Here is a 15,670-nt window from a genome sequence, read left to right as displayed (position 1 = left end):
AGTGTCATGCTGACAAGATAAGCTGATCTACAAGCCGACCTAACCACACAGGATATCCCATGTTTGACTGGAAGAAGATTGATACTGTACTGCTCGATATGGATGGCACCCTGCTCGATTTGCACTTTGATAACCATTTTTGGCTGAGTCTGGTGCCACAGGAGCTGAGCAAGCAGCGGGGATTAAGCCAGAGCCAGGCACAACAACTGGTGGAAAAAGCCTACGGCAGAGTCGCAGGCACGTTAGATTGGTATTGCCTCGATTATTGGCAGTCCGAGCTGCAGCTCGACATTATGGGGCTTCACCGCGACTTAGTTGACCGTATTCAACTGCGCCAAGACAGTATGCCTTTTCTCGATGCTCTCGCCGCCGCGGGCAAAAAACGCATCTTAGTCACCAATGCCCACCCTAAGAGTCTTGCTCTTAAGCTAGAGCATACTGAACTTGGAAGTGGTTTAGATGCGATGATCTCAAGCCATGAAACGGGTTATCCCAAGGAACACCCACAATTTTGGCAAACGCTATTTGAAAAATTTGCCCTAGTGCCTGAGCGCTGCCTGTTTATCGATGATAGCGAACCCATTTTAAATGCAGCGCGCTTAGCGGGCGTGGGCCATCAGCTCGGGATCAGCAATCCCGATAGCCAGAAACCTGCCAAAACCTTCAATGATTTTCCGGCCATTAGCGACTATCGTTTATTGCTTAACGATCTCGCGAGTTAACCCCTCGAAATAGAAAAGGCACCCAAGGTGCCTTTATCAAATCATGCATTAGGTTACATTACTGGCTAGATTAAAGCCCAGGAATACGCCCCTGATAAACAATAGGGAAGTAACCGTCATCTCCACGCTTGCCGAGGATATTAAGAGATTTACGCATATCTTCCGGCTGTTCGTTGGTCTCTTTGATCTTAGCGGCAACCTTGACCATATTCCCCTCGTCTAACTGTAAGGTACCGATAATCCCCAACTGGTTTTTACTCTCATCGGTTGCAAGCTGCGCTTTACCCTCAACACAACTCAGCCCCAGTTCGATATTACCTAATGGATATTCGCCGAATTGATTCTTCACATTGGTTTGGTTTAAAAATAATTTACCCGATAATTGTTCACACCAAGGTTTGCCTTGCTCGAGGGTTTCAACCAATAGGCTGAGTTCGCCTCGAACTTCGGTTCTAAAGGGCAGCTTAGTATTACCAATTAAGAAGCTATCGGGCGCTTCAAAGCGTAATCCCTGCGCACTAATGCCAGCCATTGACCAAGTGATTAACCCTTTAGCACTTACGGGTGTTGCTCGGCTACCTACCTGAAAATCCAGCTTCACTTTGCCTAAAAACAAAGACCAAGGGCTGAGTTCCCAACGCACTTGCTCCAATTGGCGCTGCTGAATATTCAAAGTTTCAATGCTACCCTCCCAAATACTGCCACTCACTCCAGAAATTCCCACATTCGCTGGGAGTGGTGCGAGGCGCACGGCCACACTGGCAGGAAACAACGCCACTAAAAACACGATATAAATTAGTACACCAATAATAATCTTTTTTATCAGACTCACAGCTACACCTTAACCTATTGCGCTAGTTGGATCCGTCTTACTTTGACATAGCCAGGCGCGTCAGCCTCCGCCAAATCAACACTCTCAAGGGATAAGCCCTTTTGCTGCACTAAATCATTCAAATAACTGAGTAAGGCATCGAATGGCACATCATCCATCCACACTTGGATTTTATCGCCCTGAGGCTGCATGCGAGTGATCACTAAGCCATAACTGCCAGCTGTTTGGTTGACGACCGAGCTTAAACTGCCGCTCATCGTCGGCTTAGCGCCGCTTTGTTTTAAGCCAGCGATTTTATTCGCCGTCTGCTTTACATAGGTCAAGGTTTGCTGCTGAGCCGTTAAGTTGCGCAGTGCATTGGCCTCAGCATTGGCGATTGGCGTCCAAATCCCCCAGTAAAATAGACCGATCACTAAAAATACGGCGCCAAAACCTACGATCTGCTGCTCGCGCGACGCAAGCCCTTGCCACCAAGTCCGCAAATTATCCATCTTATTTGCTCCTCAAGGTTAAGGTGCTGGTGACCTGATCTTCACCGCTATTCATCGTGCCACCATCCATTTGGAAACGACGGCCGACAATCTCTTTAAACCTCTCAATTTGCGCGTAATTTTTAGCAGTGACCTGCATGCGGATTTCATTACGGGCACTTTCAAATCTCAAGCTATTGGGTTTTAGCTCAGGTACTTGTTTAAAGGCGTCTTGTAACCCCGCCAGCATGGCAAAAAACTCTGCACCACTGCCTTGGCCTTGGAGTGCGCGCAGTTGGCTCTCCATCTGCGAGCGTAAATTCACAATACGTGAATTGCCTGGTATCACTTGTTGATAAATGGCTTCACTTTGCGCCTTCAAATCGGCGATTTGGCCATTTACCTGATGAATGGTTAAGCCTTTATTTACCAGAGACAACACAATAGCAATGGCTAGTACAATTGCCGCATTTTTCCATTGCAACAGATGCTTACTGTATTCGCGCTTAGGCGTATAGACACCCGTCAGTAAGTTAATCGGCGCATGTAAAATGCCACGCGCCAGCACCAACATAGGTAAGTCGAGAGGCTGTGGCTTAAGCTCGACACCGTCCAACTCCATCTCGGTGTAACTGGCGACCGACACCTCGTCTGTCTGAGCCGTCAGTTGCTTCATTGCCACTGGCAACCAAGATAAAGGCAGACTATGGCCCGTTCCTAATCCTGTACGCAACAATAACTCGTTACCGAAACGCATAGCCGCCCATTGGCATTCCTGCAATGGCAAGGCCAAGCAATCAGGCACGATACGCTTTACTTTTAAGCCCGCTTCGGCCAAACAGCTGAGCCAAGTTTGCATTTGCTCATGGGCAACGGCCACCACGCTGAGGGCATCGCCATTGCGTGGACCAACGGTAAAGTGCATCGCATCCACATCCTCGGCGATGGTTTCTTCCAACATAAAAGGCAGGGCCTTTAAGGCTTGGCGTTGGCCTTTTTCGGGCAGATTCACGCTGGTGAGCGTCATGGCGGAAGCTGGCACCAACACATCAATAGGGCGATTGCCCGCGCGCTCAGTTAAGGTTGATAAACCTTGGGCGTTGGCCAGTTCGCCTGAGGCGATAATTTCTTGTTCTTGTTCGGACCAAACCAGCCAAGAGCATGCCTGCTCTGCGGTTCTGCCTAAGCGAATAAATAGCCGTTCACTCACAGTTTTTCTCCACCAGCTTCAACCTTAAGGGATTGAGCTTGTTTGCTATTATTTTTGTCCACCAAACTGACGGGTGAGCACATCCATTTTGTTACCGCTGCCCTTTTTGAGCACACTCTCCATCCTAAAAATGGCGTTGTCGACCTTTGCGCCCGAGGCAAGGAGGAAATATTGACTGTCGATCACAAAAGTCGACTTCATCGCATCTTCCCATTTAATCGACCCCATTGAGGAGGATTCGTAAAAATCATCAATCTTGGCAAAACCATCGCCAGGGCGCTGGTTAATAATGCTTTCCGCCTCGCCAACCGAAATCTGATTATCCAGCATGGCCGCCAGCAGCGCCGCTTGCTCAACCTCTATGGTGTTTACGTTTAACAGTTGTCTGTCATTCCCTGGAATGACGCAAATATAAGGCAATAATTTCAGATAAATATCTTGGGTGTAACCAATCACCGCCCGCAACTCACTCCTGTGATTCATCAGGGTATTTGCGGCGCGATAAGGCACATTTCGCGCCTCGTACTCGGCATCTTCGGCGCCATATGGGCTAGCGACCGTGTCCTCGTCGATATAATCCTTGAGGGTTTGGGTCAGATGATCCGCGGTAAAATCATCCATCCCTAAACTCACTAATAACGCTTTGTATTGCTTTGCCGCTAACGGCAATTTAGGTTGACCGTTTTCCACATCTTTTGTGGTGACGGACAAAGCATTTAAGTTAAAACACGAACGCATATCGGTGATCTTGCCTGCAATCTCACCATATTCCGCCGGAAATACCACGTCGCTCATGGCCCAATATTGTTGCTTGTGTACCCGGCCTTCCGAATCGTCTAAGTCCTGCTTAAGGATTTTCTTCGCCAGTTCTTCAGCGGAAATCGCGTACCAATAGGCCTGATCGTACTGGGCTAAGTTTAAGGTGCGGCGCATCGACAACTGATTTCGACTGGTAATATTGGTGGCGATAATCACCACCATGGCCACGATCAACAACACCACAATCAGCGCGACACCACGTTGTTTAGTCGGACTTCGCTTTATCATGCGCGATCCTCATTACCTGGGTCACCTTTGCTGGGATCTTCTTCGCCGTTACCCGAGCCATCGCCGTTATTGTCTTGGTCGCCGTTGTCATCTTTATTGTCATCGGCGTTGTCGTTCTTATTGTCCTCATCATTGGACTTTTCTGGCGCCGCCGCGCCCAAGGGCAACATAAACTTACGTTGAATTTTGCCTAAGCCTTCAATCTCAATTTCCATTGCGATGGCTTTGGGTAACTTGGTCGCCTCGACCTTACGCTCCCATTTGTCCTCCATAAAGAAGGAATACTCGACCGAGAGCACCTTATCGATAATCACAGTCTTCATTGGCTCGGCGCCAAATTCGGGTTCGGGATACGGAAAGTACCAACGCTCTAATTTTCCTTCGCGCACCACGTAGGCAACTGACTGTATGCTGCCACGGGGCAATAAGCCGTCGGGGTTGAGCCAGCCTAAGCGGTAGAACACTAAGGCCTCTGATTCCGAATCTAAAATATCGTTACCCGTTTGGAAGACTGTGGTACCACGGCCGCCTTCGAGTAATCTGGGTGTCCGCGCCACCATCTGCCCAAGGTCGCGCTCAATCGCGCCAAAGCCCTGCTGCAATGCCTTTAAACGCACCGAGAAGTTACGGGTCACTTCATCGTTGGTCAGCACAGTGCTTAACACCGCATTGGCGGCTAAACCTAACATGGCAAAAATCGCAATCGCGATCAGCATTTCCAGCAGGGTAAATCCCTTATGAGCCTTAGTTTGTTTTAAGGACATAACTGCTCACTTGTGCTGCAATACGCTGATAACGCTCATCTTCACTGACACTAATGCGGATCATGCGAAAGTTATCATCCGTGGTTTTCACCACTTCTTTGCGCCAGTACCAATCCTTACCCGCGAGTTCAACCTGCCCTTCTTTTTTGCCTAATTCGGGAAATTGCGGATCGAGTCTGGCGTCGACCATTTGATTGTCCGCCACCCATTGTGCAAGGGTGCGTGACTCCAGAATCGGCATATTCGCCATCTGCTCACCTAAGCTTTTGGTGATAGAGACGGCGGCGATGGCAAATACCGCCAAGGCCACAATGACTTCGAGTAGTGTCATACCCTTAGCGTATTTCATCGGGTCGCCCTAAGGTTAAACGGCCAAGGGCATCGCCCACCACTAATACATCGAGTGGCCCCTTGTCGGTCTTGGTCATAAAGCTCAGCTCGAAGGCGCTCATTTCACCACTCGGGAACAGTAAAATCTGCGGCTCTGGGTGCTTTTTCTTATCTTCCGCAGAAGGCTCAATTAAGGGCTCGTCGAACCACGACTCGTCCTTTTCATCCTCCTGCACTAAGGGTAAACCGTCGAGCACCAGATTCAGCGCGACGCCGGGTTCCATTTGTTTTTCAGACAGAATTCTGTCCTTCTCCAATGGATTCCATTTACCATCTTTATAATAAACAAACTGATAACTGTTTTTTTCCACCACGATACCGATAAATTGACCGCTCAATACGGTTTCATCAAGCACTAGCTCTGTGGCGGCGATAAATTGCTGCGCGTTTTTTTCCAGCGCCTGTTGTGGGCCTGAATTGCCAATAGACATAGTCACCGCCGCCGCGGTGAGTCCCATTAACAAAATAACCAGCATCACCTCCATCAAGGTGAAGCCGGCGTGGCGCAGCGTTAACATCTTATTGGAAGTTCTGTAAGTTCCAGTTACCGATATCGTCTTCGGTACCTGGCTGACCATCTGGGCCTGCACTAAAGATATCTAACTTGCTGTTTTCGCCTGGGCTTAACAGTAAGTAGTTATTGCGCCATGGATCCTGTGGTAAACGCTTTACATAACCTTCTTCACGGTAGTTACGTGGCTCGGGCGAAATCGTTGGTTTTTGCACTAAGGCTTCTAAACCTTGTTCAGTCGTTGGATAAACACCGTTATCTAACTTGTACATATCTAAGGCGTTTTCGAGCGCTACTATGTCAGATACCGCTTTCTGTTGGTCGGCTTTATCTTTGTTGCCCATCAGGTTTGGCACTACCATAGACGCCAAAATACCGAGGATAACGATAACCACCATCACTTCGAGTAAGGTAAAACCCTTGTGCTTTTTGTTCATTTGCATCGACTACATCTCCTAAAAAACCTGCGCCATCTCTGAGTCCAAAGAGGCAATAATCCATAAATTTAATAACTAGCCACTAATCAAATTGTTCAGTGCCAAAATAGGTTGCAGAATGGCCATCACGATAAAGAGTACAACCCCCGCCATGCTCACCACCAACATGGGCTCGAACACACCCAGCGCCAGTGTAACATTACTCTCGAATTCCCTATCCTGGTTATCTGCAGCACGCTCAAGCATTTCCTCGAGCTGACCACTCTTCTCCCCCGAGGCGATCATATATAACATCATCGCCGGGAATAGCTTAGTGTTAGTCAACGCTGCGCCTAGGCTAGTTCCTTCCCGTACGCGTGCCGTGGCATCATCCACCGCCGCTCGCACCCGCACATTTTGCAATACTTCGCTGGCAATGCGCATCCCATCTAACAAAGGCACTGAACTGGCGGATAAAATACTCAGGGTACGCGCAAACCGTGCGGTATTGAGTCCTTTACTCACTCGGCCAATCACCGGCATTTTCAGCAAAAACGTATGGTATTTCATCTTGAAAATCGGTGACTTGAGTAGACGCTGGAACACCATCAGCAGAATACCGATCGCCAAGATAACAAACAGACCATAGTGCTGGACAAAGTCTGAGGCGGCAATTAAGAAGCGGGTTGTAGCGGGTAACTCGGCGCCCATATGCTCAAATTGGCCAACCACTTTTGGCACAACGGCGGCCAATAACACCGACACCACCCCAATGGCCACTATCGTCAGCATAATGGGATAAATCATCGCCTGTTGCAGTTTGGACTTCAGCTGCTGACGACGTTCGGTGTAATCGGCTAAGCGATTCAGCACCACTTCTAAGTGGCCGGATTTTTCACCCGAGGCCACCATGGCGCGGTACAAGTCATCGAAAATATGCGGAAATTCGGCAAGAGAGTCGGCCAGACTATAGCCTTCCACCACGCGGGAGCGCACTGCCATGATCATGCTGGCGAGACGCGCCTTCTCACATTGCTGGCCCACCGCCTTGAGACATTCCTCAATCGGTAAACCCGCAGCGACCAGTGTGGCGATTTGACGGGTGATCAGCGCTAATTCCGCCACCGAAATCCCGCGTTTAAAGGGCGAGAATCCCGCACCTTTCGCCTTAGCCTCCTTTTCGGTGACCGGCAGAATGTCCAGCGGCATCAAGCGTTGGTCACGCAGCTGACTACGGGCATGTCTGGCGGTATCCGCCTCAATCACCCCTTTTAGCTGTTTTCCCTTGGCGTCCAGCGCCTTATATTCAAATGCTGGCATAGCTTACTCCTCGCGGGTCACCCTCAGGACTTCTTCCAGAGTGGTGATACCTGAGAGCACCTTGCTCATGCCATCGTGGCGAATACTTGGCACCGACTGGCGGATATATTTCTCAATCGCCAGTTCGCCACGTCCACCGTGGATCAGCTCGCGCACATTATCATCGACCAGCAATAACTCATGGATACCCGTACGACCACGGTAGCCACTGCTACCACAGGCCTTACAGCCATTGGCGCGGTAAATATGGCGCTGATCATCCGCAGTAATACCCAGCAGCTCACGCTCACGCTCATCGGGCACATGTTCTGTTTTACATTTTGGACAAAGAGTACGAATTAAGCGCTGGGCTAATACCCCAAGCAAACTCGATGAGACTAAGAAAGGCTCTACGCCCATGTCCTGCAAACGGGTAATCGCGCCAGAGGCCGTGTTGGTATGCAGGGTTGAAATCACTAAGTGACCAGTCAAAGACGCCTGCACCGCAATTTGGGCGGTTTCTAGGTCACGGATTTCCCCGATCATTACCACATCCGGGTCTTGACGCAGAATCGCCCGTAGACCACGGGCGAAGGTCATGTCCGCCTTAGTATTCACTTGGGTTTGACCTATACCTTCTAATTCGTATTCGATAGGATCTTCAACGGTTAAGATATTGGTATCTTTAGAGTTAATTTCTGTAAGACCCGCGTACAGCGTGGTACTCTTACCCGAACCCGTAGGGCCAGTCACCAGAATAATGCCGTGTGGACGACGGATAAGCTCATCGAACTGGGCACGGATACTGTCGGTCATACCCAGTTGTTTTAAGTCCAAATTACCGGCATTTTTATCTAACAGACGCAGCACCACCCGCTCGCCATGGCTTGATGGCATGGTCGATACCCGCACGTCCACCGCACGACCCGCAATCCGCAGCGAAATACGGCCGTCCTGCGGTACACGTTTCTCGGCGATATCGAGGCGCGCCATTACCTTAATCCGTGACACCAACAGAGATGACAACTTACGATTCGGTTTAAGCACTTCCTTCAGCACACCGTCGATACGGAAACGCACGACCAATTGCTTCTCGTAGGTTTCGATATGGATATCCGAGGCCTCTTCTTTAATCGCTTCAGATAACAAGGCGTTAATCAGCTTGATAATAGGCGCATCATCATCGCCTTCGAGCAGATCTTCGGTTTGTGGCAACTCTTCAGCGAGGGTAAATAAATCCATCTCGTTGCCAATATCTTCCATCAGCTGCTGCGCTTCAGAGGAGTTGGCTTGATAAGCCTGAGTTAATTTCGCCTCAAACTTGCTTGGCTCGAGCAACACTAAAGGCAAATCCACCCCTGAGTAGCGGCGCGCTTCGAGCATGGCCGCTAATGGGGTTTTGGCGGTATAAAACAGGTTCAAGGCGCCATCATCGCCATAGGCTAAAATCACTTCATGGCGGTGGGCAAAGGCAAAGGGTAAACGCTCTTTGCTGCTAGAGCGAAATACCTCATCACCTTCGGCTTCAAGACCTAGTTCGTTAGAAACTAGGCTTAAATCCTCGACTTGGGTTACTTGTATTTCACTCATTGTGTTTTGTCTTTGTTCTTGTTTTCATCCAGCGACTTGAGGGTCGAGTCCGTTTTACGCATCTGAGTTTCTAACCCTTTGCCTTCTTTGTAACGATCCAAAATATCGTTTACTTCCGGTGGCACGTACTCAGACTGATTCCATTCTTCCAAGATTGGCACTTGAGTATTTGGCATCAAGTTCACGCCACGCTCTTGCTGCTCAAGTTGTAATGCTCTGAAATAATTGTATTTACGGCCTGCAATTCCTTCCATAGTCACACCATCACGAATAATAGTGGGCTTGATAAAGATCATCAGGTTCTTTTTGGTCTTCTTACTAGAAGACGACTTGAATAGATGGCCAAGTACCGGAATATCACCGAGGAATGGCACTTTCTGCACGCTTTCTTGGACTTCTTCGTTAATCAAACCACCGAGCACCACGATTTGTCCTGAGTCGGCCATTACAGTGGTGGTTAAACGGCGAGTCGCGAAGGAGATATCTACACCCGTGTTACCGTTTACGCCCGAGACTTCTTGCTCAATCGCAAGCTTAACCGCGTTGCCTTCGTTGATCTGCGGCACCACTTTTAACTTCACCCCAACCTCTTTCCGTTCAACGGTTTGGAATGGGTTACTGTTGTTTGAGCTGGCGGTAGAACCCGTCAGAATCGGCACTTCGTCACCGACGATAAACGAGGCTTCTTGGTTATCCAACGTCGTAATCGAAGGTGTTGCCAGTACGTTTGAGTTGGTATCGGCCGACACTGCTTGTATTAGGGCGCCAAAGTCGCCCATGGCCACGCCCCACGCCATACCATTCACTTTCCCTAAGGCTTGCGCCAACAAGGTCACATCACCCTTAGTTTTTGGGTTCTGGCCAATCACCTCGCCCGTGCTTGGGTTAGTGATATAGGTTCCTTCTTTATCCTGCGCCTGCCATACACCCGCGCCAATCTCGCCTATGGTTGGGCCTAAGTTATTGAACTGAGTGCCACCATCCGCTTTCGCGGCCCATTGCACCCCAAAGCCGACGTTATCGCCTTCGGCAACTTCCACGATAATGGCTTCTACTAATACTTGGGCGCGGCGAATATCGAGTTGGTTGATCACGCTTTCAATAGTGCGCATTTGATCTGGCTCAGCGCTGATCACTAATGCGTTAGTATCAGTGTGGGCCATAATATTGATTTCATTACGACGTTTGCCACCACCCGCTGCCTGAGCGCTAGGATCTTTTTCACCTTCCAACTTTTGGGCGAAACCGGTTAGCACTTCAACTAAGTCTTCGGCCTTGGCATAACGTAAATAACGTACTTTCGTATTGCCCGTGCTGGCTTGCTCGGCATCGAGACGGTGGATCAGCTCCACCACCCGTTGACGACTCTTTTCATCACCACTGACCACTACGGCGTTAATCCGCTCGTCGGCAACAACCTTAGGCGCTTGTCCGGGAAGCTGCGCTTGGTTAGCTGTCGCGCGGTACAGGGTATCGATAATTCGCACCATTTCGCCAGCAGAAGCATATTCAAGTGGCACGACTTGAACAGAGGTATCACCCTGTTTATCTACACGGCGAATGATTTCAACTAACTTATTAACCACCGCTGCGCGGCCAGATAACATCAATACGTTCGATGGGTCGTAGTTCACTACGTTACCGCCACCGGCGTTATCGTTTAACTGGCGTAATAACGGCGCTAACTGCTTGGCTTCGGTGTTATACAACGCCACGATGCGGGTGACCATTTCATCGCCCAAACCTGGGTCGTTGTCGTTGGCAACACGAATCGCAGCGGTTTTCGCATCTTTGTCTTTAATGACCTTGATGACGTTGTTTTCCATCTCGACGATGGCATAACCGTAAACTTGCAGCACGTTGAGGAAGAATTGGTAATACTGCTCATCGTTGAGCAGATCATAACTGCGCACGTTGATCTTGCCGCGAATGGTCGGGTCAACAATGATGGTTTTATTCAGGTTTTTACCAACAATGTTGATAAATTCTTGGATATCAGTGCCTTTAAAGTTGGCCGCATATTGTTCAGACCAAACAAATTGCGAGGTCAGCATAGTGGCGCCAGCCACAACTCCAGCAATCAGTTTGCGTCGAATCCGTTTGTTATTCATTATTTTACTTTCCTCTAACGCGTGTTATTGCGGCAAACTAAACATGATTTCAACCAATTGTCCTTCCCGTTCCACCATAACAGAAACTTCAGTTAATTCAGGCAATTGGCTCATCATTTCTAACGCCTGACTCATCACAGTCAGGTCGTATCCATTAATCGATTTCGCAAGGTCATTGGGTTTAAAGCCCGCTTGCTTAAAAAGGTTCACATCTTTACCCGGGTTTAGACGGTAACCCACGACGCTTTCGCCCTGTCTGACGGGAGAAATCGCGATGTAATCGGTGATTTTGCTGGGGTCGGCTAAGAGTTCGCTGCGGGATTCGGCCAGCTCTTGGGAAATTTCAGCATTTTTGCGCTGATCCACGCGGCTAACCACCTCGGCTTTTTCACTCTTAGCCTTTTGTAGTTGCTGATTCGCCGGGCTTTGGCTGGTGTAAACCAGACCATCGAGCATCAGGGTCTCATAACGGCCCGCGTTGGTGATGATAATCCGGTCAGCGTAGACTTCTTTTAACGAAGCCGAAGTGCCTTTAATCTTATCGCCTAGGCTGTAGGTTTCTTGGCTGCCGCTGGACTCAATAATCGCGAGGCCTTTTTGATCGGCGGTCGAGGCCACCACACCCGTTAATTGAATCGAGAGTGACGTCTTAGGCGCATCGGTCACAGTCTCAACCACTTCCACTTTCGGTTTATCCGTTTTGGCATCGGCTCTGCCAAACAGTGCAAGCTGCTGTAATCCCGCCAGATCAACTTGCCCAGCCCCTTTACCTGTCGTGGTGACAGCCGTAGGAGACCAAGCCGTTGGGGATGAAGTGCTAGGTACGAGTTTCCATGTAATTTGCGCGGCTAAGAGTAAACACAGAATAAAACCAAACCAGAAAACAACCTGACTCAATGGCTTATGCGGGATACTTGCAGCTTTAGCGATAACTTTATCTAATAAATCCATATTTATGTGGACCCTCAATACAGGTCTCTGTTCTGATTATAAAAATTAGAATGTTCGCCACATGCTAACCTAGGCCGCATTTGGCAACAACCCCATAACAGTATTGCAATTGGCGAAAATTGGCCATTTATGCTAACTTTGCCCGCCTCAAAAGGGTGTGAAGCGCACCACCCTTTAACATAATAGCAATGCGGCTTAGGCATTTTATTGTTCAGCATGTGAACTCATCGATCTTTTATCTTGGAGACACTATGACACAAAGTTCAGGCGACAGTGGCAGCGTTCGACTCGATAAGTGGTTATGGGCCGCACGTTTTTATAAAACCCGTGCCATTGCCAAAGAAATGATCAACGGCGGCAAAGTACATTACAACGGTGCTCGCACCAAATCTAGTAAGAATGCTGAGATAGGTGCCGTCCTTAAGATACGACAGGGATATGACGATAAAGAGATCGTCATAAAAAAATTATCTGAAATGCGACAAAGTGCATCGATTGCGCAGGAATTGTACGAAGAAACGGCCGCCAGTATAGCCAAGCGTGCGGTAAATGCCGAAGCAAGACGATTGAATATTCTCAATAATCCTGCGCCCGACCATAAACCGGATAAAAAGCAACGACGCCAACTTATCCGTTTTAAAGAATGCTAAGAATTACGTAAAAGTTACCTAACAGTGAGATACAAGATGATACAAGATATTTTAAACCGCTACCTGTTCGACAATGCCGATGTGCGTGGCGAACTCGTACAGTTACAAGACAGCTATCAACAGGTGATTGGCTCACACGCTTACCCACCCGTGTTGCAAATCCTGCTGGGTGAATTGCTGGCGGCGACGTCTCTGTTAACTGCCACCTTAAAATTCAGTGGCGATATCAGCGTGCAGCTGCAGGGCAACGGCCCAGTATCACTGGCGGTGATCAATGGAAATAACCAGCAGCAATTACGCGGTATTGCCCGCTGGGAAGGCGAGTTAGCCGACGATGCTAGCCTCGCCGATCTGTTTGGCCAAGGTTATATGGTTATCACCCTGACGCCAGATGAAGGCGAGCGTTACCAAGGCGTGGTCGCCCTCGACAAACCAACCTTAGCCGCCTGTGTCGAAGACTACTTTAACCAATCAGAGCAATTACCTACTGCACTCTGGTTATTTGCCGACGGTAAGCAAGCTGCGGGTATGTTCCTGCAAGTCTTGCCAAGCCAAGAAGACCACAATGCCGACTTCGAGCATTTGTGTCAGCTGACCGCGACCATCAAGGCAGAAGAGTTATTCACCTTAGATGCGCAGGACGTCTTGCACCGCTTATATCACCAAGAAGAAGTGCGTCTGTTCGATCCTATCGAAGTCAGCTTCAAGTGTACTTGCTCACGTGAGCGCAGCGCAGCCGCGATCAAAACCATTGATCAAGCCGAAGTCGAAGCCATTCTGGCCGAAGACGGTAAGGTCGAAATGGGTTGTGAGTACTGCAATGCCAAATACGTATTCGATGGTATTGATATCGCAGCTATTTATGCCAACGGCACGGCTTCAAATACCCAGCAGTAAGTCAAAATTGACTGTTAAAAGGGCACCTTAGGGTGCCCTTTTTTGTACCGCCTCAATGATCCAGCTCACACTTTACCCGCGGATAGGATACAATCGGCACACTTTGTCCCCTAGCACGCCTCGGGCGATAAATAAAAACAAATCGGCAGACGATCGATAAAAAAATAACCTTACAAATACAAGTCAATGGAGACCTCACTATGGCGGATGGATTAAACCGCGTTCATTACAACCCCTCAACAGCACAACTGGTCGAATTTGCCCTGCTACGCGGCGAAGGTGAATTGACTGCAAACGGCGCACTGGTCGCTAAAACCGGTACCCGCACCGGTCGCTCTCCTGGCGATCGTTTTATCGTAAAAGAAGACAGTTCAGCGGCTGACATCGAATGGGGACCCGTCAACCAAGCATTTGAACCCGGTGCTTTTGAAGGATTATGGGCGCGCGTAGAAGCATTCCTCGCCGATAAAGAGTTGTTTGTATCTGACCTCGAAGTCGGTGCAGACCCAGAACATTACCAGCCAGTGCGCGTGACGACTCAATACGCTTGGCACCAACTGTTCGCCCGCAACCTTTTTATCATCCCAGAAGAATTTAACCGTCAAGACAAGCCTGTATGGCAAATCATCAACGCGCCAGACTTCGTCTGTGTTCCTGAGCGTGATGGCACCAATTCAGATGCGGCGGTGATCTTAAACTTTGCCGAGCGCAAAGTGTTGCTAGCGGGCCTGAAATACGCTGGCGAAATGAAGAAGTCGATGTTCTCTGTACAAAACTTCCTGCTGCCAGCCCAAGGCGTATTGCCAATGCACTGCTCGGCTAACGTAGGTAAAGACGGCGACACTACCCTATTCTTCGGTCTGTCAGGCACGGGTAAAACCACCCTGTCTGCTGATCCAAAACGCTTCCTGATCGGTGACGATGAGCACGGCTGGGCACCGGGCGGCGTATTCAACATCGAAGGCGGTTGCTACGCCAAGTGTATCGACCTGAGCCAAAAGAACGAGCCTGTGATTTGGGATGCGATTCGCTTCGGTACTGTGCTGGAAAACGTGGTAATGGACGAGCACCGCGTGCCTAACTACAAAGACAGCAGCCTGACGGAAAACACCCGTGCGGCTTACCCACTCGAGCATATCGCTCAGCGTAAAGAAGACAACCGTGGCGCCGAGCCACACGCTGTGGTGTTCTTAACCTGCGACGTGTCTGGCGTATTACCACCAGTTTCTATCCTGAGTAAAGAGCAAGCGGCTTACCACTTCCTCTCTGGCTACACAGCTAAAGTCGGTTCGACTGAAATCGGTTCAACCTCGGCGATTCAGTCCACCTTCTCTACCTGCTTCGGCGCACCTTTCTTCCCACGTCCTGCGGGCGTGTATGCGGAGCTGCTGATGAAGCGTATCGAGTCATTCGGTAGCCAAGTGTACTTAGTGAACACTGGCTGGACTGGCGGCCCACACGGTATTGGTAAACGTTTCGACATCCCAACGACTCGCGCCATTGTCGATGCGATTGTCAGCGGTGAACTGAAAAACGTCGACACCGTACACTTAGAGACGCTGAATCTGGCCGTGCCTGTGGCGGTACCGGGTGTAGACACTAACCTACTCAACCCAGTGAATACTTGGAGCGATAAGGCACTGTACGCCGAATACGCCCAAAAACTGGCCGAAGCCTTCACTAAGAACTTCGCTAAGTACCAAGTGTCTGATGCCATCCGTAACGCTGGCCCAAAGGCATAGGCGCAGCGGATTCATTTAGATAATGTAATCAAACACATTGTTGAGTAAAAAAGCGCGGGTTCAGCGAT

The 15,670-nt window shown here is 49.4% G+C and carries 16 protein-coding genes; 4 read left to right on the top strand and 12 right to left on the bottom strand.

Annotated features, from left to right (window positions below; translation table 11 throughout):
* Positions 1 to 59 precede the first annotated feature (59 nt).
* Positions 60 to 722, top strand: coding sequence for a GMP/IMP nucleotidase (yrfG, locus tag N7386_RS00825; protein ID WP_047535788.1), 663 nt, complete (start codon positions 60 to 62; stop codon positions 720 to 722).
* 70 nt (positions 723 to 792) lie between these two features.
* On the opposite strand, the gene N7386_RS00820 is transcribed toward yrfG, so the two are convergent.
* The 12 genes from N7386_RS00820 to gspC form a co-directional block, all read right to left on the bottom strand.
* Complete coding sequence (locus N7386_RS00820; protein WP_086902853.1) at positions 793 to 1,554, bottom strand: type II secretion system protein N; 762 nt, start codon at positions 1,552 to 1,554, stop codon at positions 793 to 795.
* 14 nt (positions 1,555 to 1,568) lie between these two features.
* A complete protein-coding gene (locus tag N7386_RS00815; RefSeq protein ID WP_037416438.1) occupies positions 1,569 to 2,045 on the bottom strand; it encodes a type II secretion system protein M in 477 nt (158 codons plus the stop codon).
* Between the two features lies 1 nt (position 2,046).
* A complete protein-coding gene (gene gspL, locus N7386_RS00810; RefSeq protein WP_086902854.1) occupies positions 2,047 to 3,234 on the bottom strand; it encodes a type II secretion system protein GspL in 1,188 nt (395 codons plus the stop codon).
* Between the two features lie 48 nt (positions 3,235 to 3,282).
* A complete protein-coding gene (gene gspK / locus N7386_RS00805) occupies positions 3,283 to 4,281 on the bottom strand; it encodes a type II secretion system minor pseudopilin GspK (RefSeq protein WP_086902855.1) in 999 nt (332 codons plus the stop codon).
* On the bottom strand, positions 4,278 to 5,045 hold the full coding sequence (gene gspJ / locus N7386_RS00800; protein ID WP_086902856.1) for a type II secretion system minor pseudopilin GspJ: 768 nt from the start codon (positions 5,043 to 5,045) through the stop codon (positions 4,278 to 4,280). Before gspJ ends, gspK begins: the two co-directional genes overlap by 4 nt.
* Positions 5,026 to 5,394 (bottom strand): type II secretion system minor pseudopilin GspI, encoded by a 369-nt coding sequence (gene gspI, locus N7386_RS00795; RefSeq protein WP_011715428.1) that lies wholly within the window; start codon positions 5,392 to 5,394, stop codon positions 5,026 to 5,028. Before gspI ends, gspJ begins: the two co-directional genes overlap by 20 nt.
* The gene (gspH, locus tag N7386_RS00790) at positions 5,381 to 5,953 is read right to left on the bottom strand and encodes a type II secretion system minor pseudopilin GspH (RefSeq protein ID WP_279766767.1); all 573 of its coding nucleotides are present in this window, start codon (positions 5,951 to 5,953) and stop codon (positions 5,381 to 5,383) included. Before gspH ends, gspI begins: the two co-directional genes overlap by 14 nt.
* A gap of 1 nt (position 5,954) precedes the next feature.
* Positions 5,955 to 6,389, bottom strand: coding sequence for a type II secretion system major pseudopilin GspG (gene gspG / locus N7386_RS00785; RefSeq protein ID WP_011715426.1), 435 nt, complete (start codon positions 6,387 to 6,389; stop codon positions 5,955 to 5,957).
* A 69-nt stretch (positions 6,390 to 6,458) separates the two neighbouring features.
* Positions 6,459 to 7,682 (bottom strand): type II secretion system inner membrane protein GspF, encoded by a 1,224-nt coding sequence (gspF, locus tag N7386_RS00780; protein ID WP_279766765.1) that lies wholly within the window; start codon positions 7,680 to 7,682, stop codon positions 6,459 to 6,461.
* Between the two features lie 3 nt (positions 7,683 to 7,685).
* Entirely contained in the window at positions 7,686 to 9,251 is a 1,566-nt protein-coding gene (gspE, locus tag N7386_RS00775; protein WP_089066679.1) for a type II secretion system ATPase GspE, read from the bottom strand.
* The gene (gspD, locus tag N7386_RS00770; protein ID WP_279766764.1) at positions 9,248 to 11,362 is read right to left on the bottom strand and encodes a type II secretion system secretin GspD; all 2,115 of its coding nucleotides are present in this window, start codon (positions 11,360 to 11,362) and stop codon (positions 9,248 to 9,250) included. Before gspD ends, gspE begins: the two co-directional genes overlap by 4 nt.
* Positions 11,363 to 11,386: 24 nt before the next feature.
* Complete coding sequence (gene gspC, locus N7386_RS00765) at positions 11,387 to 12,313, bottom strand: type II secretion system protein GspC (RefSeq protein WP_279766762.1); 927 nt, start codon at positions 12,311 to 12,313, stop codon at positions 11,387 to 11,389.
* A gap of 251 nt (positions 12,314 to 12,564) precedes the next feature.
* Between gspC and hslR the strand changes: the two genes are divergently transcribed.
* From hslR to N7386_RS00750, 3 genes are all read left to right on the top strand, one after another.
* Positions 12,565 to 12,963 carry a ribosome-associated heat shock protein Hsp15 gene (gene hslR / locus N7386_RS00760; protein WP_279766761.1) on the top strand — a complete coding sequence of 133 codons (399 nt, stop codon included), beginning with the start codon at positions 12,565 to 12,567 and terminating at the stop codon, positions 12,961 to 12,963.
* A gap of 36 nt (positions 12,964 to 12,999) precedes the next feature.
* Entirely contained in the window at positions 13,000 to 13,860 is an 861-nt protein-coding gene (gene hslO, locus N7386_RS00755) for an Hsp33 family molecular chaperone HslO (protein ID WP_249552975.1), read from the top strand.
* 200 nt (positions 13,861 to 14,060) lie between these two features.
* Entirely contained in the window at positions 14,061 to 15,602 is a 1,542-nt protein-coding gene (locus N7386_RS00750) for a phosphoenolpyruvate carboxykinase (RefSeq protein WP_089066674.1), read from the top strand.
* Positions 15,603 to 15,670 lie beyond the last annotated feature (68 nt).

It is taken from the genome of Shewanella sp. GD04112, from assembly GCF_029835735.1.
Classification (GTDB): domain Bacteria; phylum Pseudomonadota; class Gammaproteobacteria; order Enterobacterales; family Shewanellaceae; genus Shewanella.
The sequence above is the reverse complement of the archived record's forward strand: the minus strand, read 5'-3'. Positions and strand labels throughout refer to the sequence as shown.